The 22,823-nt window shown below is 71.1% G+C and carries 22 protein-coding genes; 11 read left to right on the plus strand and 11 right to left on the minus strand.

Translation table 11 applies throughout. The features are described 5' to 3' along the window. Nucleotides 1–4: 4 nt before the first annotated feature. The 3 genes from IE206_RS03215 to IE206_RS03225 form a co-directional block, all read right to left on the minus strand. Entirely contained in the window at nucleotides 5–1,588 is a 1,584-nt protein-coding gene (locus IE206_RS03215) for a GMC family oxidoreductase (protein ID WP_189960325.1), read from the minus strand. Next, nucleotides 1,569–3,110 (minus strand): APC family permease, encoded by a 1,542-nt coding sequence (locus IE206_RS03220; RefSeq protein ID WP_189960326.1) that lies wholly within the window; start codon nucleotides 3,108–3,110, stop codon nucleotides 1,569–1,571. Before IE206_RS03220 ends, IE206_RS03215 begins: the two co-directional genes overlap by 20 nt. A gap of 87 nt (nucleotides 3,111–3,197) precedes the next feature. Further along, the gene (locus tag IE206_RS03225; protein WP_189960327.1) at nucleotides 3,198–4,685 is read right to left on the minus strand and encodes an aldehyde dehydrogenase family protein; all 1,488 of its coding nucleotides are present in this window, start codon (nucleotides 4,683–4,685) and stop codon (nucleotides 3,198–3,200) included. 296 nt (nucleotides 4,686–4,981) lie between these two features. On the opposite strand from IE206_RS03225, the gene IE206_RS03230 reads away from it, so the two are divergent. Then, nucleotides 4,982–5,578: a Type-2Aa cytolytic delta-endotoxin gene (locus IE206_RS03230; RefSeq protein WP_189960328.1), complete on the plus strand. Its 597-nt coding sequence runs from the start codon at nucleotides 4,982–4,984 to the stop codon at nucleotides 5,576–5,578. Nucleotides 5,579–5,587: 9 nt separating this feature from the next. Here IE206_RS03230 and IE206_RS03235 read toward each other — a convergent pair whose 3' ends face one another. From IE206_RS03235 to IE206_RS03245, 3 genes are all read right to left on the minus strand, one after another. Beyond that, nucleotides 5,588–7,297 (minus strand): ricin-type beta-trefoil lectin domain protein, encoded by a 1,710-nt coding sequence (locus IE206_RS03235; RefSeq protein WP_226598684.1) that lies wholly within the window; start codon nucleotides 7,295–7,297, stop codon nucleotides 5,588–5,590. A gap of 316 nt (nucleotides 7,298–7,613) precedes the next feature. Next, the gene (locus IE206_RS03240; protein WP_189960330.1) at nucleotides 7,614–8,264 is read right to left on the minus strand and encodes a response regulator; all 651 of its coding nucleotides are present in this window, start codon (nucleotides 8,262–8,264) and stop codon (nucleotides 7,614–7,616) included. A 3-nt stretch (nucleotides 8,265–8,267) separates the two neighbouring features. Next, the gene (locus IE206_RS03245) at nucleotides 8,268–9,473 is read right to left on the minus strand and encodes a sensor histidine kinase (protein WP_189960331.1); all 1,206 of its coding nucleotides are present in this window, start codon (nucleotides 9,471–9,473) and stop codon (nucleotides 8,268–8,270) included. 168 nt (nucleotides 9,474–9,641) lie between these two features. Between IE206_RS03245 and IE206_RS03250 the strand changes: the two genes are divergently transcribed. The 4 genes from IE206_RS03250 to lepB all read left to right on the plus strand — a co-directional run bounded on the left by IE206_RS03250 (nucleotide 9,642) and on the right by lepB (nucleotide 13,358). Continuing rightward, nucleotides 9,642–10,157: a YceI family protein gene (locus IE206_RS03250; RefSeq protein WP_189960332.1), complete on the plus strand. Its 516-nt coding sequence runs from the start codon at nucleotides 9,642–9,644 to the stop codon at nucleotides 10,155–10,157. A 98-nt stretch (nucleotides 10,158–10,255) separates the two neighbouring features. Next, nucleotides 10,256–11,014 carry an N-acetyltransferase gene (locus tag IE206_RS03255; RefSeq protein WP_189960333.1) on the plus strand — a complete coding sequence of 253 codons (759 nt, stop codon included), beginning with the start codon at nucleotides 10,256–10,258 and terminating at the stop codon, nucleotides 11,012–11,014. Between the two features lie 189 nt (nucleotides 11,015–11,203). Then, entirely contained in the window at nucleotides 11,204–12,316 is a 1,113-nt protein-coding gene (locus tag IE206_RS03260; protein ID WP_189960334.1) for an alpha/beta hydrolase, read from the plus strand. 169 nt (nucleotides 12,317–12,485) lie between these two features. Next, a complete protein-coding gene (gene lepB, locus IE206_RS03265; protein WP_189960335.1) occupies nucleotides 12,486–13,358 on the plus strand; it encodes a signal peptidase I in 873 nt (290 codons plus the stop codon). An 11-nt stretch (nucleotides 13,359–13,369) separates the two neighbouring features. Here the strand turns inward: lepB and IE206_RS03270 are convergent, their stop codons facing one another. The 4 genes from IE206_RS03270 to IE206_RS03285 all read right to left on the minus strand — a co-directional run bounded on the left by IE206_RS03270 (nucleotide 13,370) and on the right by IE206_RS03285 (nucleotide 16,516). After that, nucleotides 13,370–13,870: a hypothetical protein gene (locus tag IE206_RS03270; RefSeq protein ID WP_189960336.1), complete on the minus strand. Its 501-nt coding sequence runs from the start codon at nucleotides 13,868–13,870 to the stop codon at nucleotides 13,370–13,372. After that, the gene (locus IE206_RS03275; protein WP_189960337.1) at nucleotides 13,867–14,514 is read right to left on the minus strand and encodes an RNA polymerase sigma factor; all 648 of its coding nucleotides are present in this window, start codon (nucleotides 14,512–14,514) and stop codon (nucleotides 13,867–13,869) included. Before IE206_RS03275 ends, IE206_RS03270 begins: the two co-directional genes overlap by 4 nt. 73 nt (nucleotides 14,515–14,587) lie before the next feature. Further along, the gene (locus IE206_RS03280; protein ID WP_226598827.1) at nucleotides 14,588–15,085 is read right to left on the minus strand and encodes an LPXTG cell wall anchor domain-containing protein; all 498 of its coding nucleotides are present in this window, start codon (nucleotides 15,083–15,085) and stop codon (nucleotides 14,588–14,590) included. A gap of 201 nt (nucleotides 15,086–15,286) precedes the next feature. Then, the gene (locus IE206_RS03285) at nucleotides 15,287–16,516 is read right to left on the minus strand and encodes a carbohydrate-binding protein (RefSeq protein WP_189960339.1); all 1,230 of its coding nucleotides are present in this window, start codon (nucleotides 16,514–16,516) and stop codon (nucleotides 15,287–15,289) included. 154 nt (nucleotides 16,517–16,670) lie between these two features. On the opposite strand from IE206_RS03285, the gene IE206_RS03290 reads away from it, so the two are divergent. Next, on the plus strand, nucleotides 16,671–17,039 hold the full coding sequence (locus IE206_RS03290) for a hypothetical protein (RefSeq protein ID WP_189960340.1): 369 nt from the start codon (nucleotides 16,671–16,673) through the stop codon (nucleotides 17,037–17,039). Between the two features lie 27 nt (nucleotides 17,040–17,066). After that, complete coding sequence (locus tag IE206_RS03295; RefSeq protein WP_189960341.1) at nucleotides 17,067–18,218, plus strand: D-alanyl-D-alanine carboxypeptidase family protein; 1,152 nt, start codon at nucleotides 17,067–17,069, stop codon at nucleotides 18,216–18,218. Nucleotides 18,219–18,236: 18 nt separating this feature from the next. On the opposite strand, the gene IE206_RS03300 is transcribed toward IE206_RS03295, so the two are convergent. Then, the gene (locus tag IE206_RS03300; protein WP_189960342.1) at nucleotides 18,237–19,151 is read right to left on the minus strand and encodes a LysR family transcriptional regulator; all 915 of its coding nucleotides are present in this window, start codon (nucleotides 19,149–19,151) and stop codon (nucleotides 18,237–18,239) included. Between the two features lie 326 nt (nucleotides 19,152–19,477). Between IE206_RS03300 and IE206_RS03305 the strand changes: the two genes are divergently transcribed. The 4 genes from IE206_RS03305 to melC2 all read left to right on the plus strand — a co-directional run bounded on the left by IE206_RS03305 (nucleotide 19,478) and on the right by melC2 (nucleotide 22,823). Then, nucleotides 19,478–19,924 (plus strand): subtilase-type protease inhibitor, encoded by a 447-nt coding sequence (locus IE206_RS03305; RefSeq protein ID WP_189960343.1) that lies wholly within the window; start codon nucleotides 19,478–19,480, stop codon nucleotides 19,922–19,924. A 156-nt stretch (nucleotides 19,925–20,080) separates the two neighbouring features. Next, nucleotides 20,081–21,172 carry a phosphatidylinositol-specific phospholipase C domain-containing protein gene (locus IE206_RS03310; protein ID WP_226598688.1) on the plus strand — a complete coding sequence of 364 codons (1,092 nt, stop codon included), beginning with the start codon at nucleotides 20,081–20,083 and terminating at the stop codon, nucleotides 21,170–21,172. A gap of 360 nt (nucleotides 21,173–21,532) precedes the next feature. Further along, the gene (gene melC1, locus IE206_RS03315; protein WP_189960344.1) at nucleotides 21,533–21,919 is read left to right on the plus strand and encodes an apotyrosinase chaperone MelC1; all 387 of its coding nucleotides are present in this window, start codon (nucleotides 21,533–21,535) and stop codon (nucleotides 21,917–21,919) included. Nucleotides 21,920–21,995: 76 nt separating this feature from the next. Beyond that, entirely contained in the window at nucleotides 21,996–22,823 is an 828-nt protein-coding gene (melC2, locus tag IE206_RS03320; protein WP_189960345.1) for a tyrosinase MelC2, read from the plus strand.

Raw genomic sequence — 22,823 nt, forward strand, 5'->3', positions numbered from 1 at the left:
GGGGTCAGCGCGCGTCGGCCTTCAGGAGGTCGGCGCACTTCTCGCCGATCGCCATCGTCGTGATGCACGGGTTGACCGTGACGAGCTCCGGCATGACCGAGCCGTCGCAGACCCGCAGGCCGTCGATGCCCTTGACGCGCAGCCGGGCGTCCACGGGCGCCATGGCGTCGTCGTCGGCGCCCATCTTCACCGTCGAGGCGGGGTGGTAGACGGTGTTGTGGGTCTTGCGGATGTAGTCGAGCAGCTCGTCGTCCGTCCGCACGTCCGGGCCCGGGGCCAGCTCGGCGCCCGCCCAGCCGCTGAGCGCGGGCTGGGCCGCGATCTGGCGGGCCAGCTTCAGGCCGTACGTCATGACCCGCTCGTCGTGCTCGTGCGTGAAGTAGCGAGGGTCGACCATCGGCTTGTCGCGGTAGTCGCGGGTGCGCAGGCGCACGGTGCCGCGCGACTTGGCCTGCGTCACGTTGGGAGTGAGGCAGAACGCGTTCTCGGTGGTCGGGTAGCCGTACCGGGCGGTGTTCATGTCGAACGGCACCTGGCCGTAGTGGAACATCAGGTCCGGGCGCTCCAGGCCGGGCTCGGTGTCGGCGAAGATGCCGATCTCCCACCACTGGGTGGAGGCCGTCGTCATGGGCTGCTTGGCCTCCCACATGATGACGCCCTCGGGGTGGTCCTGGAGGTTCTCGCCGACGCCGGGGGCGTCGACCAGGACGTCCACGCCGACCTCGCGCAGGTGGGCCGCGGGGCCGATGCCGGACAGCATGAGCAGCTTCGGGGTGTCGATGGAGCCGCAGGAGACGATGACCTCGCGCCGGGCGGTGACGGTGCGGGTGTGGATGAGGTCCGGGTCGAGGTACTCGGCGCCGGTGCAGCGGCGGTTCTCGTCGATGACGAGCTTCTTGGCGCGCACCCCGGTGCGCACGACGAGGTTCGGCCGCTTGTCCATCACGGGGTGGAGGTAGGCCACCGAGGACGACTGGCGGATGTTGTTCTCGTCCGAGTTGATCTGGAACCAGTTGGCTCCGCGGATCACCGTCTTGCCGTCGTTGAACTGCGTGGTGGGGATGCCCTGCTGGGCACACGCCTCGAGCAGAGCCGCGCCGCACGGGTCGGCCGACTTCACATTGCGGATCTTCACCGGGCCGCTGCGGCCGTGGTGGTCGCCGGGGGCGTCGTTGGTCTCCAGGCGCTGGTACAGCGGGAAGATGTCGGCGGCTCCCCAGCCCGAACAGCCCGCCGCCTCCCAGGCGTTGAGGTCCTCGGCGGGCGCCCAGAAGGCGATGCACGAGTTGTGCGAGGAGCAGCCGCCGAGCACCTTGGCGCGGGCGTGCCGCATGAAGCTGTTGCCGTGGGACTGCGGCTCGACGGGGTAGTCCCAGTCGTAGCCGGAGTCGAGCAGGCCCATCCAGCGGTCGAGCTTGAGGACGTTGTCGTCGCCGACGTCGGAGGGACCTGCCTCCAGGACGCACACCGTGACCGAGGGGTCCTCGCTGAGCCGGGCCGCGACCACGTTGCCCGCCGTGCCGCCGCCGACGACGACGTAGTCGAACTCCTCGGCGGGAACGCGGGATTCAGTGGGAGGTGTGGACATGGGTGTCTGACTCACTTTCGGTTTCCGATGCGGCATGGCTCGCGAGGACGCCGGTGCGGTGGCGCTGGACGAACCAGTAGTAGGCGAAGCCGCCGAGCAGGACGGCTCCGACGAAGAGGAAGGCGCCCCAGCGCAGGTACCAGTGGTAGGGGGCGGTGGCGTTGTAGACCTCGGCGCGCGGCCAGGCGAGGTTGACGGTCATGAAGCCGCCCCACACCACGCCGACGATGTTCACCGGCAGGCCCCAGCGGCCGAGCGAGAACTTGCCGTCGCCGGCCGGGGTCCACTTGCCGCGCAGCCGGGCGATCAGCATCGGTGTCGTGACCAGCAGGTACGCGACGTAGATCATGATGATGCCGATGCTGGTGACCACCGAGAAGATCTGCGGCTGGCGGATGTTCACCAGGAGGATCACCAGGGCGAGCACACCGATGACGACGGCGGGCGCCACGGGGGTCTTGAAGCGGGGGCTGACCTTCGCCATCACGGACGCGGCGGGCAGGTTGTTGTCCCGGGACATCGCGAACGCGAGGCGGATGGCGGCGGTGTGCACGGCGAGCGCGCACACGGTGACCGCGATCAGGACGCACCAGAGCATCAGCTTGCCGCCGGTGCCGCCGAGCACGTCGAGCACGACGTACTGGAGGCCGTCGGTGGTGATGCCCTTGCCGTCGAGGCTGCTGACGCTCATCAGGGCGAGGATGAGGATCAGGCCGCCGAGCACGAACGAGGCGAGCAGCGCCCGCAGGATCGCGCGCGGCGCGTTGCGGGACGGGTCGACGGACTCCTCGCCGAGCGAGGCGGCCGTGTCGAAGCCGTACATCACGTAGGCGGAGGCGAGCGACGCGGTGAGGAAGGCGCCCATGTAGCCGAAGCTGCCGCTGCCGCCGTGGCCGTGGGTGTCGAGCACGACGGAGGGGCCGCGGACGACGTGGACGGCGAACAGGACGATCAGGACGACGGTGGCGACGAGTTCGAGGAAGACGCCCGCCGTGTTGATGCGGGCCATCAGCTTGACGCCGAACGCGTTGACCAGGGTGGTGAAGAGGATCAGCGCCGCGGCGAGGATCACGGCGTTGGTGGCGACGTCGTAGGTGCCGGTGCCGTCGCCGACGATCTGGAAGACCTTGGAGATCTGCGGCAGGGTCGCCTGGTAGGCGAGCGCCACGGCGGCGATCGACACGATCGAGGCGACCAGCATCATCCAGCCGGCCAGCCAGCCGACGTGCGGGCCGCCGAGCTTCTTGGCCCAGTTGTAGACCGAGCCGGCCACCGGGTACTTCGCGGCGAGTTCGGCGAAGCACAGCGCGACCATCAGCTGGCCGACGAAGACCAGCGGCCAGGACCACCAGTAGGCGGGCCCGCCGAAGCCGAAGCCGAAGTAGAACAGCTGGAAGGTGCCGGTGAGGATCGAGATGTAGCTGATGCCTGCGGCGAAGGTGTGGAAGTTGCCGAGGGTGCGTTTGAGTTCGGGTCTGTAACCGAACTCCCGGAGATCGTCGTCATCCTTCGTCATGCTCATGACCAGACTCCAAGTAGGCAGGGATGCAGGAGGGGCACGGGTCGGTGACCGGCCGTCCGCGGGGACGGCCGGCCGGGGTGGTGGCGGCTAGCTCTCGAACCACCGCTGGGGTTCGGGGGCCGTGTTGCGCCAGATGTGCTTGGTCTCCTGGTACTCGGCCAGGCCCGCGGGCCCGAGTTCCCGTCCCGTCCCGGACTGCTTGTAGCCGCCCCATTCGGCCTGCGGGACGTACGGGTGGAAGTCGTTGATCCATACGGTGCCGAGCCGCAGCCCGGCCGCGACGCGGCGGGCCCTGGACTCGTCGGTGGTCCACACCGCGCCGGCCAGGCCGTAGATGGTGTCGTTGGCCAGGCGCACGGCCTCGTCCTCGCCGGTGAAGCGCTCGACGGTCAGGACCGGCCCGAAGGACTCGTCCCGCACCACGCTCATGCCGGCCCGGCACTCGTCGAGGATGGTCGGCGGGTAGTAGTAACCGCCTTCCAGCTCAGGGGAGTCGGGCCGCTCGCCGCCGCAGCGCAGCACGGCGCCCTCGGCGATGCCCGCGGCGACGTACGCCTCGACCTTGTCGCGGTGGGCGGCGGAGATGAGCGGTCCGGTCTCGGCCCGCTCGTCGAAGGGGCCGCCGAGCCGGATCAGCCGGGCGCGGCGCACGAGTTCGTCCACGAAGCGGTCGTGCAGCGCGTCCTCGACCAGAAGACGGGTGCCGGCCGAGCAGACCTGCCCGGAGTGCAGGAAGACGGCGGTCAGCGCGTTGTCGACGGCGGCTTCGAAGCTCGCGTCGTCCTTCGCCACATCGGCGAAGACGACGTTGGGGTTCTTGCCGCCGAGTTCGAGCGCGGTCTTCTTCACGGTGGGCGCGGCGGCGGCCATGATGCGGCGGCCGGTCACGAGGCCGCCGGTGAAGGAGACGAGGTCGACGTCGGGGTGCTCGGCGAGCGGCGCGCCCGCCTCGGCGCCCGCGCCGAGCACCAGGTTGGCTACGCCCGCCGGAAGACCCGCCTCGTCGAGGAGCTTCATGAGGTGGATCGCGGTGTGCGGGGTCAGCTCGCTCGGCTTGAGCACGAACGTGTTGCCCGCGCCGATCGCGGGGGCGACCTTCCAGGCGGTCTGGAGCAGCGGGTAGTTCCACGGCGTGATCAGCCCGCAGACACCGACCGGCTCCTGGACGACGCGGCTGTCGACGACCGGGTTCCCGGTGTCGACGACGCGGCCCGCGCCCTGGGCCACGACGAGGGCGGCGAAGTAGCGGAAGCAGTTCGCGATGTCGTCCATGTCGTAGCGGGACTCGACGAGCCGCTTGCCGGTGTCGAGGGACTCGGCCCGCGCGAGGAGTTCCTTGTCACGCACGAGCAGGTCGGCGACGCGCTGCAGGAGCGCACCGCGCTCGGCCGGTGCCGTCCTCGGCCACGGGCCGTGGTCGAAGGCGGCACGGGCCGCGGCGATGGCGGCGGCGGTGTCCTTGGGACCCGCCTCGTCGACGGTGGCGACCAGGGTGCCGTCGGCCGGACACCGGATCTCACGGGTCCGCCCGTCGACGGCGGCGGTCCACTGGCCGTCGATGAAAAGCTCGGGCATGGTTCGGGTCCTCCGATGGGGTGCTGGGACAGGGCCATCACCGCCCCTGCCCCGGCATGCGGGGAACATGCCGAAAAAATCACCCGAAGTGACGGGCCTCACTTTCCGTGGTCCATGCAGGTCAGAGCCATGTACGGGGTCACGTACGGTCACGCTTGGTGCATCGCGAGCGTCTACAGGTCACTTCGCGTACGGAATGTGAGACCGAACTGCCGGTCCGAGGCCGCTTGTGCATACTGGCGCGTCGGCAATTGATCACTTCCAGCCCATCACTTCCAATCCCCGCGGGAGCAGCCATGGTTGACCGGGCCACCAGCACCAGGGCCGCCTTCAAGGCGGTCGTCGAAGTCGGTCCGGACGCGCTCGACCGGGCGCGGGCCGCCGAGGCCGTGCTCCAGGAGGCGATCGCCCCGGCGGCCGGGGACTTCGACTTCGGGGCCGTACGGTCGGCCGCGCGGGCGCTGCCGAACAGCTCCGTCGTCAAGATCATCCCCGGTTTCGGTCTTCAGGAGACCGCTCCGGTGCAGGTCATGGTGCTCACGCTGAAGCAGGCGGTGCGCCAGGCGCTGGTCGAACCGTTCGAGAACCCGGCGTTCTGGGACCGGGCCGATGCGGCGCTGGCCCAGGTGTTCCTCGGCCTCGGCGAGCAGGAGGGGGCGGCGCACCTCTCCTACCAGGACGCCGCGGACGGCACCCGCTACTTCTACAACCTGCTCTTCGCGCTCCAGGACGAGGAGACCGGCGGCCACCTGTACGTCGTCGCCTTCCGGGTCGAGGTGAGCGTGGGCGCGGACAAGGCGGAGCTCCTGTCGCTGGGCGCCGAGGACACCGCGGCGGTCACCATCCGCCTCGACGCGATCAGCGTGCGACAGGAGCTCGCCACCACGGTCTGACGCCGTCACTCACACGGGCAGCGCCCAGGTCTGGTTGGCCTGACGGTCGCCGCAGGTCCAGGTGTCGAGCCTGGTGCCGCTCGCCGTGCCGCCTCCGTACACGTCGAGGCAGAGCCCGGATCCGGCGTTGACCAGGGCGCCGTCCTGGTCGGCGGTCCATCGCTGGGCATCCGAACCGGTGCAGGCCGAGAGGGTGGCGGCGCTTCCGGCGCTGCCGCCGCTCGCGGTCAGACACTTGCCCAGCGCCCGTACCGTGTCGTCGCCGGACAGGGTCCAGCGCTGGTTCGCGTTGCCGGTGCAGGGATAGAGGATCACCGCAGTGCCGTTCGTGGTGCCGCTGTTGGACACGTCCATGCAGTGGGCGCCGTTGCCGGTGACCTGTCCGGTGGGCACGGCGGGGGCGCAGCCGCCGTTCGGGGTGAGCCGCCAGATCGCGGTGCCGTGCGCGGGCACGGTCGCGGTCAGCGCGGAGGACGTGGTCGAACTCGCCCCGCTCCAGAGGTCCTTGGCGCTCACCTTGCAGCCGGGCAGGCCGATCGAGTCGAGCGTCGTGGAGATGGTCCGCGCGGAAGAGGCCCGGTTGAGTACGGCTACCGCGCGGTCGCCGTTCGCCAGCGGGCGGGCGAGGACGTCGGTGGTGCCGTTGGTGGAGACCACCCCGGCCTGCCGTCCGAGACCGTCCTGGTCGATGGAGACGAGGGCCGTGTTGCCGAGGGCCGCGAGTCCGGCCGGGCTGAGGGCGGCCACGTCGGAGGAGAGGATCAGCGGGGCGGCCATCATCGACCAGAGCGCCACCTGGCTGCGTGATTCGTCGGCGGTCAGGCCGGGCGCCCCGGCGAGCACGAAGTCGGGGTCGTTCCAGTTGCCCGGCCCCGCGTAGCGGCCGATCCAGCGGTTGTAGCCATAGTTGGTCAGCACGCTCGACCAGCGGCTCGTGCCGGGCTTGTTCGGGTCGTACGTCGCGATGTCGTAGCCCTCGCGCCAGAGCTGGCCGTCCTTGCCGACCCAGGAGAGCACGGAGAACCAGCCGGGGTTGCCCCATTCGCCGGTCTGGAAGTAGGCGGGCGCCGATTCGGAGAAGACGATGTCGCGGCCGACGTCCGCCAGGGCCGCCGCCTCGGCGTCGTACGCCTGGCGGTAGGCCGCTTCCTTGGTCTGGCCGGGGGCGACATACAGGTTGCAGCCGTCGAGCTTGAGGTAGTCCACTCCCCAGGAGGCGAAGGTGGCGGCGTCCTGCGCGAAGTGGTCGGGGCCGCCGCCCTGGGGCTGTCCGCTGCCGGGGTAGCCGCCGCAGGTGCTTGAGCCGGCGTCCTCGTAGATGCCGAACTTCAGGCCGCGCGCGTGCAGGTAGTCGCCGAGCCAGGCCATGCCGTGCGGGAACCGCGCCGGATCCGCGACGAGTTCGCCGGCGCTGTTGCGGCTCTTGGTCATCCAGCAGTCGTCCACGGTCAGCGTGTTGTAGCCCTTGGCCGCGAGCCCCTTGGAGACCAGCGCGTCGGCGTTGTGCACGACGGTCTGTTCGCTGATGTCGCACATGTAGTGCGCCCAGTTGTTCCAGCCCATCGGCGGGGTGGCGGCAAGCGGCCGGCTGTCGGCGGGGGCGGCCGCGGGCTTCACGGGCGCCGGAGAGGCCAGGGCCCCGGTCGCGGTCAGTGGGACGGCCAGGAGCGCGGCCACCAGAGCGGCGGCTCTGCGACGGCGCGTGGGAAGTGACGGCACGACAGATTCCTTCCTGGCCCGGCCGGTTGGGGCCCGGGCGGGATGCGTCGGAGGGCAGGGGAAGGTGCCGATCCCGCCGGCACGAGCCTGCGGGAGGGCACCCGCCAGTGCAGTACTGATGCTCGTATCTGTCAATGGCTCCCATCGAACGAGCAGAAACAAGCATCCGCCGCCGTCCGCACCGAGCCCGGCATTGCCACGGCGTGTCCGGGTGCGGGCCGACCGGGGACGGCGAACGGCCCCGCACACGCTTCCGCAGGCCGGACACGTCGACGACTCAACTACCGCCTGAATCAAGGGAGTTGGCACGCCACGGCTACGGCGCGACCACGCCCGCCTCCTGGGCGAGCAGCCCGGCCTGGGTGCGATTGGCGCATTCCAGTTTGTCGAGCATGCGGGACACATAGCCTTTGACGGTCGCCTCCGACAGATAGAGGCGAGCCGCGATCTGCGCGTTGGAGAGCCCCTCCCCCAGGCCCACCAGGACCTCGGCCTCGCGCTCGGTCAGCTGCGCGACGCGTTCGCGCGCCCGGTCGCGGGCCGACAGACCGTCGGTCGAGGCCGCGATCAGCCGCCGGGCGGCGGCGGGCGAGAGGACGGTGTGTCCTTCGGAGGCCACCCGGACGAGCCCGATGAGATCCTCCGGCGGGGTGGACTTGACCAGGAACCCCGAGGCCCCGGCGCGCAGCGCCCGCAGGACGTACTGGTCGGAGTCGAACGTCGTGAGCACCACGATGGGCGGCGCGTCCGCACGCCGGGCCAGTTGCTCAATGGCGGCGATCCCGTCCATGCCCGGCATGCGCAGATCCATGAGGACGACATCGGGCCGGTGGCGCACCACCGCTTCCACGCCCGCCGCTCCGTCGTGCGCCTCGGCGACGACCTCGATGTCGGCGGCCGAGCCGAGGATCGTACGGAGGAATCCGCACACCATGGGTTCGTCGTCCACCACAACCACTCGGACCACAGGTCACACCATCGATTCCGCTGTCGGTACAAAGGCGGGCAGCACGGCCTCGACGCAGAACCCGCCGTCCGGTTCGGGCCCTGCCCGCAGGCTTCCGTGCACGAGTTCTATCCGTTGGCGCAATCCCGCGATGCCGAGGCCCGAACCGGTGCGGACCAGTTCGCTGTTGGGCCCGCCGCTCGGCCGGGTGTTGCGCACGGCGACCCGTACCCGGGTCTCGTCGTACTCCACCTCCACGGTGACGCGCGCCCCGGGGGCGTGCTTGTGCACGTTGGTCAGGGCCTCGCGCACGGTGCGGTACGCGGTGCGGCCGACCACCGGTGAGGCCAGCGACCGGTCGCCCCGCTCGGCCAGTTCGACGGGGACGCCCGCCGCCGTCGACTCGGCGACCAGCGCCGCGAACCCGTCGAGCGAAGGGGTGGGGTCGTCCTCCGGTGCGGTGCGCAGAATGCCGACGAGATCCCGCAGTTCCTCAAGGGCCTGGCAGCCGGCCGCCCGCAGTTCCTCGGCCGCGCGCCGGGTCGCCTCGTCGGAGGCGGTCACCCGCAGCGCGCCCGCCTGGAGCACCATGAGGCTCACCCGGTGGGTCACCACGTCGTGCATCTCACCGGCAAGACGGGCGCGTTCCTCGGCGCACGCCTGCTCGGCGAGGAGATAGCGCTCCCGCTCGGCCCGTTCTGCGCGCTCGGTCAGGGCGCAGACGAGGCGCCTTCGCGCGTCGAAGTACAGGGCGAGCAGCGGGCCGACGGCCGTGCGCAGCAGGCCGATGGTGATGACCGTGAGGGACGGCTCCCAGGCCCGGGCGACGATCAGCGTGAAGATGCCGAGCGCGAGGAACGCGGTACGCCGGTTGCGGGCGTTCTTGCCGTAGAAGAGGGGGCCGTACGCCGCGAGGGCCGTCGAGAACGGTGCCCATACGTTGCCCGGGTTCGCGGGCGTCAGCGCGTGCGCGGGCGAGATCAGCAGGGTCAGGGCCAGCGTGAAGGCACCGAGGACCGCCACCACGGTCAGCGGGGCCCGCCGGCGGGCCACCAGCGAGAGGCAGGCGAGCGCCTGCAGGCCGAGCAGCGTCCAGGCGAGGGGGCCCGGCCGCTCGGGCCACCAGGTCGCGCCGGTCAGCGTGAGAGCGATGTCGCCCAGGGCGAAACAGATGGCGAGCGCCGCATCCACGGCGAGCGGATGCCGACGGTGCCACGGTCCGACACTCATGCGGCTTACGGTAAGTCATCCCCGGGCGGGGGATCGCGACAGCAGATCTTCCGGTCCGGGCACACCCTACGAAAGTCGCATGCCGTGCCGAACGGCCCTTCTTTCGTCGCCCCGGAACCCGACCGCCCGCCGTGGCGCCCGGTACCCGCCCCGCGGTGGAATCGACTCATGGAAACGCATCAGGACAGGACCACGGCGGCCCCCGGTCTCGGGCGCTACACGATCGACCCGGGCGGCTCGGCCGTCACCTTCCGGACCCGGCATGTGTTCGGGCTGCTTCCGGTGCGCGGCAGTTTCGCGATCCGGTCCGGGACCGTCGACATCGCCGAGCCCCTCGACGGGTCGAGCGTCGGCGTCGAGATCGACACGGCGAGCTTCAGCACCGGCAGTCGGCAGCGCGACACCGTCGTACGCTCGCCGCGCTTCCTGGACGCCGACCGCCACCCGCTGATCACCTTCACCGCTGACCGCGTCGACGGCACGACCGTGCCCGGCACGCTCACCGTGTGCGGCATCGCCCGCCCGCTGAGCCTGTCCATAGAGGAGTCCGCCTCGTCGGCGGGGGCGTTCACGGCCGTCGCCACGGCCCGCGTCGACCGCACCGCGTTCGGGGTGACGGCGTCGCGCGGCATGGCCGGGCGCCATCTCGACGTGACGGTGCGGGTCCGGTGCATACGGCCGTGACGTCGGCTTGCGTACAGCCGTGCCGTGACGTCGGCTGAACATCAGCCGGGTCCAAAAGCGCTGGCAGGAACGATGGAGTTCTGGCAGGGTCCGCTCCCGTGACGCACAGCGACAACATCGAGATCAGCACTCTCGCCGAGCGGCCCGAGCTGGCCGAGCGGCTCTACGACATCAGCGACACATGGCCCGAGTTCATAGCCCGGGACCTGGTTGGCTACGCCCTGCTCAGCCGGGTGCCGGAGGAGTTCCCGCAGTACTGCGTGGTGGCGACCGAGGGGGACCGGCTGATCGCCCGCGGTTACAGCGTCCCGTTCGACGCGACGCCCGACGGACGCGAGGAGATGCCGGACCGGGGCTGGGACCAGGTCCTGACGTGGGCCTTCGACGACCTCCGGCGCGGGCGTTCGGTGACGACGGCGAGCGCGCTGGAGATCACGATCGACGTCGACCACCTCGGGCGCGGCCTGTCCCACCGCATGCTGGCCGCGATGCGCGCCGCCGTGACGCGCCAGGGGATCGACGCGCTGGTGGCGCCGGTGCGCCCCACGGCCAAGCACCTCCAGCCGGGGGTGCCCATGGCCGAGTACATGCGGCAGGTCAGGGAGGACGGGCTGCCCGCCGATCCCTGGCTGCGGGTCCACGTCAGGGCCGGCGGCACCATCGAGAAGGCGGCCGCCGCCTCGATGACGGTGAGCGGGACGCCGGCCGAGTGGCGCCGGTGGACCGGCCTTCCCTTCGACCGGGACGGCGAGGTCGAGGTGCCGGCCGCCCTGGTCCCGGCGCACTGTGACACCCGTCACGATCGCGTCAGCTATGTGGAACCCAACGCCTGGGTACGCCACGTACTGCGACCCTGAACCCAGGCGCCCTGTCGGGCGGTGCCGGGTCGGGCGCGGCGGGAACGTTACGCAACCGGCGTTGACGGATCGGTCACTTTCACAAGATTTGTAAGACAAATCCGGAACCCATTGGTCACTCTTGCCCATCCCGTCTGGTGAACGACACAGGCATGCCCTTGGGCGACAGAACCATCCGGAGCGATCGCAATGACCAACCCCCGCAATGGGGCCTACCAGTCTCGGGGCCACCGCCGGGCCAGCCGCGCCAAGCGCTGGATACTCGGCGTGGTCTCGCTCGTCGTGCTCGGCCTGATCGCGTGGCCCGTCCTGAACTACTTCGACGTCTTCTCGGACAAGGGCGACGCGATCAGCTTCGGGCAGGACGGCGGCGCGGGCGGCGACAAGCCGGGCGGCGGACCAGGGCAGGGGGCCGACTCCAAGGTGCTCATGCCGACCGGTCCGGAGGCCAAGTTCACCGTGTCCGGCACGGTTCCCGAGGACGGCAGCAAGATCGCCGTGACCACCCTGGAGGGCAAGAAGTCCGGCTTCAAGGGCAAGGTCTGGGTCTGGGTCCCGCCCCAGTACAAGGACCCGAAGTACGCCAGGAGCGGCTTCCCCGTGATGGTCGCCCTGCCCGGCGGCGCCGGTTACCCGAGCAACTACTGGATGGGCACAGACCTCAAGCTGGAGGCGAGCATCTCCAAGTGGTCCAATGAGGGCAAGAGCCTCCCGTTCATCCTCGCGATGCCGGTCCTGAACCCCCACCCGGACACGGGCGGCCTGTACTGGGACGCGAGTGACATCCCGGGCCAGCCGAAGATGGGCACCTGGCTCACCGAGGACGTGCCCGACCTCATCAAGGCCAACTTCCGTACGGTCAAGTCGCGGGACGGCTGGGCCTTCATGGGCTCCTCCACCGGCGGCTTCGCGGGCCTCAAGAGCGTGCTGCAGAAGCCGGACCAGTTCAAGGCGGTCATTGCCTCCGGACCCGACATCGTTCCCGACTCCCGCCTGTGGGCCGGGCACGACAAGGAGAAGGCGGAGAACAACCCGAATGTGCTCGCCCAGAAGCTGATCGACGCGAAGCACCCGGACGTCTATCTGGCCTTCCAGGTCGGCACCGTGGGCTCCGACGCACAGGCCAAGCCGAAGATCGAGGAGTTCATCAAGAAGTTCGGCAACAAGGGCCCGGTCAAGACGAAGCTCAGCGTCATCCAGGGCGGCGACCACAACGCCAAGACGTATGTGCCGAACATGGCCAACGGCGGGCTCATCCAGTGGATCAGCGATCACATGCAGGGCCCCGAGCCCGCCTCCTGACGCGCCCCCTCTCACACCGTGGAGCCCCTGCCGTCCGGCGGGGGCTCTCGCGCACCCGGGGTCCTTCGGATGCAGGAATGCGGCCGAACACCCGCCGCAGACCACGGTGATCGCAGCCGCCCGGAACTACCGTTCGTTGGTCAGGTCGTGGACCCACGCCGCCCGGCGCATGGGCCTCGGTACGAACGGAGGAGCGGGCGTGGGGAATTCAGCGATCGGCGCGGACGGCAGCCCACAGACCGAGGGTGAGGAGCCGGACGGACCGCGCCGTGCGAAGGCCGGGAAACACCGCTCCTTCTGGAAGGAGCTGCCGATCCTCATCGTGGTCGCCCTCGTGCTCGCACTCCTCATCAAGACGTTTCTGGCGCAGGCGTTCTCCATCCCGTCCGAGTCCATGGAGAACACGCTGCAGGTCGGCGACCGCGTGCTCGTCGACAAGCTGACGCCCTGGTTCGGCGCGGAGCCGGGGCGCGGCGAGGTCATCGTCTTCCACGATCCCGCCAACTGGCTTGCCGGCGAGCCGACTTCGGAGCCGAACGTCATTCAGAGGGTCCTGTCGTTCGTCGGGGTCATGCCCTCGGCCAACGAACACGACCTGATCAAGCGGGTGATCGGCGTCGGCGGCGACACCGTGGAGTGCAAGGGCACCGGCCCCTTGAAGGTCAACGGCAAGGCGCTCGTCGAGCCGTACGTCAATCCCGGCGGCACACCGTGCTCGGTCGACACCGAGGGCGGCCAGTTCAAGGTGACCGTGCCCAAGGGGAAGATGTGGGTGATGGGCGACAACCGGCAGCGCTCGGCGGACTCCCGCTACCACCAGACCGACAAGACCCACGGGTTCGTCCCGGTCGACGAGGCCGTGGGCCGCGCCTTCGTGGTCGCCTGGCCGGTCTCCCGCTGGGCGACCCTGCCCGTCCCCGCCACCTTCGACCAGTCCGGCATCAACGCGGCGGCCGCCCTCGCGCCGGGCTCCCTCGCGTTCGCGGGTGCTGTGCCCGCGGTGCTGGTACGCCGCCGGCGGCTCAGCGGCCGCCGCGGCTGATCGCCCCGGCGTCAGCGGGCCGGGATCGCGGCCGGCGGCTCGGGCCCGCGGGATGTGGTGCCGCGTGCCGGCGCCCCTGTCACCGGGCCCGCCGCGGGCTTCGACCGGTTCGGTGCGGGCGGCGCCTCGCTGGGCGACTTCGAGCCGTCGACGGACGGCGACCGGGTGGGCGGCGACGGCACGGGGCTGGGCGTCTCGGACGGGACCGGCGTCGGCGGGGGCTGGACCGGACCCGGCGAGTTGGCGGGCAGCGGGCGCTGTTCGTCGTGGCCTGAGGCCAGCGTCACGTAGCCGACCGCCACGGCGGCAGCGGTCGCCAGCCCGGCCAGCGGCCAGGCGAACCGGCGCAGCCGCAGCCGGGCCAGCGGGGTGCGGTGCAGGTGGGGTCCCGGCGGGTCGGCGGGCCGCAGATCCGCGAGGGTGATGCCGTCCGCGCGGGCGGCGAGGGCCCCGCGCAGCCGCCTCTCGACCGGACGCTCGGGGGTTTCGGACCCGCTCCAGTGGCCGCTCATGCCCGTGCCTCCAGGATCTTCTCCAGCGAGTCGAGGGCCCGGCTCGCGATGGACTTCACCGAGCCCCGGCTGATGCCGAGGGTGGTCGCGATCTCCGCCTCCGTGAGGTCGCTCCAGTACCGCAGGACGAGCACCTCGCGGCGGCGTACCGTCAACTGCCCCAGCGCGGCGAGCACTTCACGGTGTTCCTCGTCGAGGACGACGCGTTCCTCCGCGGAGGGCGCGTCGGGGATATGGGGCGGGGTGTAGCAGCGGGCCGTGCGGCGTCGGCGCAGCACGGAGCGCGAGGCGTTGACGACGGCGGTGCGCAGATAGGCGAGCGCGTTGTCAACCTCGTCGATGTGCTCGCCGTGGCGCCGGTACAGCGCGGTGAACGCGTCCTGCACGACGTCCTCGGCACTCGCCCGGTCGTCCACCAGCATGACGGCGAGATGCACCATCTTGAGGCGGTGCGCATGGTAGAGCTCGCTCACGGTCGGCGGCGCGGCCCCGGGATCGCGGACGTCTCCGAACCGGCCCCGGCCGAACGCGTGCGCCCGTCTGTCGTCGGGTGCGGTGCGGCCCCGGCGCAGCAGTCCGCGCCACCAGGGCGCGAGCCGGCTCGGGGCGAAGGGGGCCGGGTGCAGTGCGGCGATGTGCTCCATCAGTTCCTCGGTACGCGGGCGTGGCCCCGCCCTGGTCGTGGGCGGGGCCGTGGGGTGCCTCAGAGCCTGGGTCTCAGTGCTGTTGCCGCCGCCGTACGGCGTAGACGGTGCCGGCGCCCGCGAGGATCAGCGCGCCGGCTCCGGCGCCCATCACCGTGTTGGCCGTGGACGAACCAGTATGGGCCAGCTCCTTCTGGTCCGAGGGAGCGGGAGCGGCGGCCGGTGCGGCGGGCTTGGCCTCCGTGCTGGGCGCCTGAACACCGGGCGTCGCCGGGCCCTTCGGCTGCGCGGTCGGGGGTGCGGCCTCGGGCCGCGCGGCCGGCGGCCGGGTCGGCTTGCTCTCGCCCGCGCGCTTGACCGGCGAGGCGGGGGCGGCGCCCGGTTCGGCCGTCTTGGCCGGGGCGGGGCGCTTCGGCTGGGCGCCCTGCCCGTCCGCGTACGCGGTGCCGGCGAGCGCGGGGACGGCAAGGGCGAGGAGCAGGCCGGTCGCCGCGGCCGCGCCGGCGAGACGGCGGGGGCTGCGGGAGGCGGGGCGGTCGGGACGGTGCTGGGGGACGGTCACGTCGTGCATCTCCACGGTCGGCAGGGCGGCGCGGTGATTGCGCCTTCACCCCTGACGACGTGCGGCGGCGACGGGGGTTGCCGCTCGTGCGGAGAAACTTCCGGGGCGGGTGAAAGCCTCTCGGCCCCCGGCCCGGGAACGGCTCCGGCCGGTGCGGTGAACCGCGCCGGCCGGAGCCGTCATTGCAAGGAAACCCGGGCCGCGGGAGGTTCAGCAGGTGCCCTCGTCCTGCCAGACCCCCCACTCCCCCGTGGTCCCGGGCTCCTCGTTCTGGGTCCACCACTTGGCCTTCCACTTATGGCCGTTGTGGGAGACCTCGTTGCCCTGCGTGTAGACCGCGCCCGAGCTCCAGGCCGCCACCGTGCAGGTGCCGCCCGGTGAGGAGGGCGGTGCGGAGGACGGCGGGGGCGAGGAGGGCGGGGTGGCTCCGGCGAACTTCACCGAGTACTTGGCGAAGTCCCAGGCCGCCTGCGGAACGCTGCTGCACGTGCCCGACGTCGTGCCGTTGTTGTCGGGCGGGCTGCACTGCCGGTCGCGGTTGAGGGACCAGAAGGTGAAGCGGGCCATGCCGTGGCCGGTGGCGTAGTCGAGCACCGTCTGGAAGTCGCTTTGCGAGAAGAACTCGCCAGTGTCGCTGCGGCCGTTCATCCCGGAGAAGCCCTCGTGGGCGTAGGCGGTCGCCGCGTTCCAGCCGAACGTCGACTGGAGGAGGGAGTTGAAGTTGGTCAGCGCGCTCGTCTGGGCGGCGGCGCCGCTGAACCCGCCGTCGAACGGCATGATCGAGAAGTTGTCGGGCACAAATCCCTGCGTCTTGGCCTCGTTCAGCATCTGCTTGCCGAACCAGCCGGTGCCGTCGGCGGTTCCGGCGGTGGTCACCGACACGTACAGGCCGGGGTTGTTCTGCTGGAGGATCTTGGCGGCGCCGATCTCGTGCGCGATGGCGGTGGTGTTCTCGTACTCCGGCTCTTCGAGGTCGAAGTCGATCGCCTTGAGCTGGTACTTGGTGATGACCTGCTGGTACGCGGCCGCGGTGGAGGCCGCGTCCGAGCAGTTCTGGCCGAGCTTGGTGCCGCCGTAGCCGCCGACGGAGGCCGAGACATCGCCGCCCTTGGCACGGATCGAGGAGATGGCCCCGGCGACCGCGGTGTCGGAGGAGACGGGCGCCGTGCCGCCCCACGTCGGGCTGCAGCCACCGCCGTTGGGGGCGAGCACGAACGCGAGCTGGAAGGCCTTGAGGCCAGTGGCGTCCATGATGGCGGAGGCGTCGGGAGGGTTGTTGTCCAGCGGCATCAGATAGGGCGCGGCCGCGTACCAGCGGCCGCCGAGCCCGGCCGCGTCCGCGGTCGCGCCCGAGGCCTGACCGGTGACGAAGGCGGTGAGCCCGGCCGCTGCCAGCGCGGCGCTCGCGGCGCCGCAGAGGAGGGCACGAAGTGGCTTCATGTCGGGGTCTCCTGGGGGTGGGAGGGGCTCCCAGAATTGGTCGGTGGCCGGAACACGTCAACGACTTGGACTAGACCATTGCTGTTCCTTGAACAAAGGAAACAGGCCCCGGCGAACAGAACCGGCCACAAGGGGCGCACAGCGCGGCATATGCGTGGACGACGGCACGGCGATCGAGCCGTACGGAGCGCCGGCCTTCGCCTGTCTGCCGCACCTCACCGACCGGGCGGAAGCCGCCCGGTTCTGGTGGCAGTTCGCGGCCGGCGCCGGCTCCCCCGCCGCGGCGCACCGCCTGTATCCGCACCCTCTGCGGTACGGCGAGCCGCACGACGCCCAGCACTGGCGGGAGCAGACCGAGACCCTGGCGGACAGCGCCTCACCGGACCCGCCCCACGGGCTCCACCCCGCCGAGCACGAACCCCTGCTGCCGCAGGCCCGCAGCGGCCCGGCCTCGGCCGACGGCGTCCGGGAGGCCGCCGGCTGCCCGCCGTGTAGGCCGGACGGCACAAGCCGACCTGCGTGACGTCCGTTCTGTTCCTACGGTGGCGCAATGGTCATCAGATCCGGATTCCGCTCCATGGCTGCGCTCACCGCCACTGCCGCCATCGGTCTGTGCTGCCTCGCTCCGACACCCGTCAGCTCCGCCTCCACTCCCCTGCCGGGGCCGCCCACGGGCGAGCACGTACGCCCGCGGCGGGACGCACCCGCCCTTCCGAGTGACGTCTCCGCCCTGTCGTACGTGGTCGCGGACGCCCGCACGGGGAAGGTCCTCGCCGCCCGGGACGCCCATCGCAAGCTGCCGCCGGCCAGCACCCTCAAGACGCTGTTCGCGGTCACCGCGCTCCCCCATCTGCGCGCCGAGGACCGGCACACGGTCTCCGACCAGGACCTCGCGGGCATCGGTCCGGGCAGCAGCCTGGTGGGCATCGAGCCCGGGCACACCTACCAGGTGTCCGACCTGTGGCGCGGGGTCTTCCTCAGCTCGGGCAACGATGCCGTGCACGTGCTGGCCGCGCTGAACGGCGGCTGGGAGGAGACGGCGACCCAGATGCAGGCCCAGGCCCGGCGGCTCGGCGCCCTGGACACCGAGGTCGTCTCGCCGGACGGCTACGACAGCCCGGGCCAGGTGTCCTCGGCGTTCGACCTGGCGGTGTTCGCCCGGGCGGGTCTGGCCCGGCCGGACTTCGCCGAGTACTGCTCGACGGCGTCGGCGCAGTTCCCGGGCGAGGGCGGCTCGTACGGCATCGTGAACACCAACCGGCTGCTGTCCGGCGCCGACGGGATCGCGCGGTACCCGGGGATCATCGGGGTCAAGAACGGCTACACGTCCCACGCGGGCAACACCTTGATCGCCGCCGCCAGGCAGGGCGAGCGCACCTTGCTGGTGACCGTCATGAATCCGCAGGCCGGCGGCGGATTCACGGTCTACGAGGAGGCCCGCACCCTGCTCGACTGGGGCTTCAAGGCATGGGACAGCGTCGACGCGGTGGGCACGCTGGAACCCGTACGGCCCGCCAAGTCGGCCCGGCGTCAGGCACAGATCACGCATGCGGCGGCGGCGAAGCCGACCAGCGGGGCGGACGACGAGTGGGCCTGGCCGGTGACGGGCTCCGTGGCCGGAGGCCTCGCCGTCGTCGGAACGTTTCTCGTGGTGATGCGCCGCCGCACGGTCAGGCGTCGCGCGGAGCGCAGGACGCGGTGAGCCCTCACCGCGCTTCCCTCAGGGCGGGCCGGGCCCGACGAGCGCGCTGCGCAGCCGGGCCAGCAGGGCCCGGCCCGCGGGTCCCGCCGGGCCCCGGGTGCGCCAGGCCAGGGCGATCCGGCCGCGCGGCTCCGGCTCGACGATGCGCAGGGTCCGCAGGCCCGCGGCGAACTCCGCGCCGGGCGGCGGGGCGGGAAGTACGGCGACCCCGAGGCCGCGTACGGCGAGGCGGGCCAGGAGCTGCGGGGAGGCTGCCTCGAAGGCGATGCGCGGCTGGATTCCGGCGTCGGCGCAGGCCCGGTCGAGGACCGCGCGAAGGCCAGTGCCGCGCGGCAGGCTGATGAGGGGGCGGCCCGCCAGGTCGGCGAGGCGGACCTCCCCTCGGCCGGGTGCGAGGAGCGGGTCGCCCGGGGCGACGGCGGCCACCAGGGGCTCGTCGACGACGACGTCGAGTGCGACGCCGGGCGGGAGCGCGTCCTGCGCGATCCCGACCAGGGCGATGTCGAGCCGCCCCGCGAGCAGCGCGGCGAGCATCCGCTCGGAGGTGTCCTCGGTGAGCGTGATCTCGACGTCGGGATGGGCGTCGTGGAAGTCGGCCAGGAGGACCGCCACGTCGAACTCCTCGGTGGCGGCGCCGGAGACCACACCGAGGGTGACGTGGCCGCGCAGCAGACCGGTGAACTCGTCCACGGTGTGCCGCACCGCGTCGACGGCGGCGAGCGCGGCCCGCGCGTACGGCAGTACCGCCTCGCCCACCTCGGTGGTGGTGACCGAACCGCCGGTGCGGTCGAGCAGGGGCTGGCCGAGCTCCCGCTCCAACTGCCGGATCTGCGCGCTGATTCCGGGTTGCGCCACATGCAGACGGGCGGCGGCCCGGGTGAAGTTGGCCTCCTCCACCACCGCGACGAAGTACCGCAGCTGCCGAAGCTCCATGCCCGGGATCCTAGAGGGTGCCCTTGCCGCCGCTCCCCACCCGCCCAGCACAGAGTGACACTCTGACCAGCCCACAATTCAGCCTAAGATTCCCAGAATCAGCCCTGCCGATGCCTTGAAATCGACCACGGATCCCCCAACAGGCCTTTCTTTTGGCCGACGTTGGCGGGCTCGGCGACCTGCACACACGTGCGATGTCCTGCATGGACGCGGCTCCATCAGGTTACTTCGCGTGACCGAATGTTTCCGGTGTGTTGCGCGGAGCTCTCCGCCGCGAGAGAGACTCCTGTTCGTTCTTCGGAAACCAACCCCAAGGAGTGTTCGAAATGCGGAAGATCGCAGCAGTCAGTGCCGTCGCCGTCGCCTTGCTGGCCAACGGACTTGTCGGTACCGGACTCGGCAGCGCGACGGCGGCCCCGGCCGACGCCATGAAGCCGATGAGCCTGTACGCGCCGTCCGCGCTCGTGATCAGCGTCGAGCCCGGGACTGGCGACGAGGGCGCCTCCGTCCAGCGTGCGGTCACCCTCAGCTGCGCCCCGACGCCGTCGGGCACGCACCCCGCCCCGGCCGCGGCCTGTGCCGAACTCAGGCGCGCACAGGGCGACTTCACCGCCCTCTCCGCGAGCGGCGCCCCGCGCATCTGTACCAAGCTGTGGAACCCGGTCACCGTACGTGCGGAAGGCATCTGGAACGGCAAGCGGGTCAGCCACGTGCAGACCTACGGCAACTCCTGTATGAAGGCGGCCGGTTCGGAGGCCGTGTTCAACTTCTAGGCGGCCGCACCGGAGGCGGGGGTCCGGCCTCCGCGCGGCCGGAGCTGCCGCAAGGGGTGACAGGAGGAATCCAACTCATGTTACTTGACATGTCTTCGTCGATTCACCCGACGATGGCACTGTCCTGACGGAGAGTCACCCCCACTAGGAGGACCCGTGTCGGATCCCCGGCCCAGACGATTCACGCCCCGGCTGCGGACAGCCCTGCCCGTCGCGCTCGCCGCCTGCCTCGCCCTCGCAACGGCGGGCGCCGGCGACAGCGCTTCCGCGGCGGGGCCCGAGACCCTGCCGCTGTCCGGGGCCACCGTCTCCGGCCTGCACAACACCTACGACCCGGCCGCCTTCCCCTACTTGGCACAGGCCCTGGACACCGGCACGTCGATGATCGAGCTCGATGTGTGGGACGACTTCATCACCAAGGAGTGGAAAGTCAGCCACTCCAACCCGCTGGGCAACAGCAACAACTGCGTGAACGCCGCCACCCCCGCCCAGCTCTACACCGGCGGCGCCAACAAGAACCTGGAGAGCTGCCTGGACGACGTACGGGTCTGGCTGGCGGCCCACCCCGGGCACCCACCGCTGGTCATCAAGCTGGAGATGAAGGCGGGCTTCCAGGCCACGTACGGCATGAGCCCCGCCAAGCTCGACAAGGCGATCAGCGACCACCTCGGCTCGGCGGTGTTCCGCCCGGCGGACCTGCTCGCCAAGCCGGGCGGCGGCCAGTACGCCACGCTCGACGAGGCCGCCGGCGCGGGCAACTGGCCGACCCGCCAGGCACTCGCGGGCAAGGTGATGCTCGAAGTCATCCCGGGCACGGTCGAGGAGGGCAACCCCACCGACAGCCTGTGGACGGACGTCGAGTACGCCCGCTACCTGCGGGACCTGGCCGCGGCGGGGCGTACGGGGCAGGCTCAGATCTTCCCCGCGGTCCACAACGCCCAGGCGGGCGACCCCCGTTCACGCTACGCCGATGCCTCGATCCGTCCGTGGTTCGTGGTCTTCGACGGTGATGCGGCGACGTATACGAACGGTTCGATCGACACCAACTGGTACGACGCGCACCACTACTTCCTCGTCATGACCGACGCCCAGAACGTCGCCCCGGCCCTCGACGACAAGAACCCGTCACCGGCGGACGCCCAGGCACGGGTCGCCCGGCTCGCCGCCGCCCACGCCAGCGTCGCCTCCAACGACTGGGCCTCTCTTCCCCAGGTCCAGTCGCTGGCCCTGCCCCGCGGGGTGGGCTGACGGAACCCGCACGGACGGGGGCGGCAGCCCTCGCCCGGCGGTGACCGCCCGTGGCCGGTTCGGACGACCGGACACGGGCGGGCCCTTTTCGGTCACCTTCCACGCGTGAGGGCAGCCACACCCTGAGCATCAAAGCAACAAGATTTTCACAGACTTGGCATATTCCAGGAAGAATCTTCACGATCGGCGGCCTGGTGACCGGTGTTCAGCAAGAACCCCCTTGTTGAACACTGCACTTCGAATCGGGACATGTCCGCATAGCGGCCAACCAATACGGCCGGACTTCTTGATCCGTGGACCTGGCCGGTAGGGATGGCACTGAACCACTTGCCAACCCACCACGCATCCATGGGGATTCCTATGTCTCGACCGTCCCGACCGTCCCGGCCCACCCGCCGCCAGGCCATCGGCGTCACCGCCGGAACCCTCGCCGGGCTCGCCCTGGCCGGCACCGCACACGCCTCCACGAGTCCGGCGAAGACCGGCCATGAGGGGCACGGCGCGCCCGAGGCCTTCGACGAGGTGTTCCAGGGGCGCCGGATACAGGGCGTGCCCGGCGCCGGGCACATGCACCACGGCGGCGGGTACGCCGTGCGGATAGACGGCCAGGAACTGCACGTGATGCAGAACGCCGACGGGACCTGGATCAGCGTCGTGAACCACTACGAGCCGTTTGCCACGCCTCGCGCGGTAGCGCGCGCCGCCGTGGTGGAGCTCCAGGGCGCCGCCCTCGTCCCGCTCGCCTGAGCCGAGGCGGCAAGTCCCACGAGACCTGCCCCGTTCACGCGCCCATCCGCACCCCAGCCCAACCAGGAGCACAGCCATGGCCGTTCGCAAGAATCAGGCGCACCTCACCGCCACCGAGAAGCGCCGCCTCGTCGACGCGCTGCTTCAGCTGAAGCGCAACGGGAAGTACGACGCCTTCGTCACCACGCACAACGCCTTCATCATGAGCGACACCGACACGGGTGACCGGGTCGGCCACCGTTCTCCGTCGTTCCTGCCCTGGCACCGCAGATTCCTCATCGAGTTCGAGCAGGCCCTGCAGTCGGTCGACCCTTCGGTCACGGTGCCGTACTGGGACTGGACGGTCGACCGCACCCCGAGTTCCTCGCTGTGGGCGGCCGACTTCCTCGGCGGCACCGGGCGCAGCCGGGACGGCCAGGTGATGGACGGGCCGTTCGCCCAGAGCGCGGGCGGCTGGCCCCTCAACGTCCGTGTGGACGGCCGCACTTACCTGCGCCGGGCGCTCGGCGCAGGCGTCGCCCAGCTGCCGACCCGGGCCGAGGTCGACAGCGTCCTTGCCATGACGACGTACGACATGGCGCCGTGGAACAGCGCGTCCGACGGCTTCCGCAACCACCTCGAAGGCTGGCGCGGGGTCAATCTGCACAACCGCGTCCATGTGTGGGTCGGCGGGCAGATGGGGACGGGGGCCTCGCCCAACGACCCGGTGTTCTGGATGCACCACGCCTTCGTGGACAAGCTCTGGTCGCAGTGGCAGGCCATGCACCCGGGCTCGCCCTATCTGCCGACGGCGGGGACGCGGGACGTGGTGGACCTGCACGACACGATGCGGCCGTGGAACAACGTGACCCCGGCGGATCTCCTCGACCACACCCGTTACTACACGTACGACACGGCGGCCTGA

The sequence above is a fragment of the Streptomyces violascens genome (assembly GCF_014649955.1).
Lineage (GTDB): Bacteria > Actinomycetota > Actinomycetes > Streptomycetales > Streptomycetaceae > Streptomyces > Streptomyces violascens.

Bases quoted from the DNA above. Each gene is read 5' to 3' on its own strand.
- IE206_RS03300 (WP_189960342.1), bottom strand. From the start codon at position 19,151: ATGGAGCTTCGGCAGCTGCGGTACTTCGTCGCGGTGGTGGAGGAGGCC.
- IE206_RS03245 (WP_189960331.1), bottom strand. From the start codon at position 9,473: ATGAGTGTCGGACCGTGGCACCGTCGGCATCCGCTCGCCGTGGATGCG.
- IE206_RS03295 (WP_189960341.1), top strand. From the start codon at position 17,067: ATGGTCATCAGATCCGGATTCCGCTCCATGGCTGCGCTCACCGCCACT.
- IE206_RS03285 (WP_189960339.1), bottom strand. From the start codon at position 16,516: ATGAAGCCACTTCGTGCCCTCCTCTGCGGCGCCGCGAGCGCCGCGCTG.
- IE206_RS03250 (WP_189960332.1), top strand. From the start codon at position 9,642: ATGGAAACGCATCAGGACAGGACCACGGCGGCCCCCGGTCTCGGGCGC.
- IE206_RS03220 (WP_189960326.1), bottom strand. From the start codon at position 3,110: ATGAGCATGACGAAGGATGACGACGATCTCCGGGAGTTCGGTTACAGA.
- IE206_RS03305 (WP_189960343.1), top strand. From the start codon at position 19,478: ATGCGGAAGATCGCAGCAGTCAGTGCCGTCGCCGTCGCCTTGCTGGCC.
- IE206_RS03225 (WP_189960327.1), bottom strand. From the start codon at position 4,685: ATGCCCGAGCTTTTCATCGACGGCCAGTGGACCGCCGCCGTCGACGGG.
- IE206_RS03275 (WP_189960337.1), bottom strand. From the start codon at position 14,514: ATGGAGCACATCGCCGCACTGCACCCGGCCCCCTTCGCCCCGAGCCGG.
- lepB (WP_189960335.1), top strand. From the start codon at position 12,486: ATGGGCCTCGGTACGAACGGAGGAGCGGGCGTGGGGAATTCAGCGATC.
- IE206_RS03260 (WP_189960334.1), top strand. From the start codon at position 11,204: ATGACCAACCCCCGCAATGGGGCCTACCAGTCTCGGGGCCACCGCCGG.
- IE206_RS03215 (WP_189960325.1), bottom strand. From the start codon at position 1,588: ATGTCCACACCTCCCACTGAATCCCGCGTTCCCGCCGAGGAGTTCGAC.
- IE206_RS03270 (WP_189960336.1), bottom strand. From the start codon at position 13,870: ATGAGCGGCCACTGGAGCGGGTCCGAAACCCCCGAGCGTCCGGTCGAG.
- IE206_RS03230 (WP_189960328.1), top strand. From the start codon at position 4,982: ATGGTTGACCGGGCCACCAGCACCAGGGCCGCCTTCAAGGCGGTCGTC.
- IE206_RS03280 (WP_226598827.1), bottom strand. From the start codon at position 15,085: ATGCACGACGTGACCGTCCCCCAGCACCGTCCCGACCGCCCCGCCTCC.
- melC1 (WP_189960344.1), top strand. From the start codon at position 21,533: ATGTCTCGACCGTCCCGACCGTCCCGGCCCACCCGCCGCCAGGCCATC.
- melC2 (WP_189960345.1), top strand. From the start codon at position 21,996: ATGGCCGTTCGCAAGAATCAGGCGCACCTCACCGCCACCGAGAAGCGC.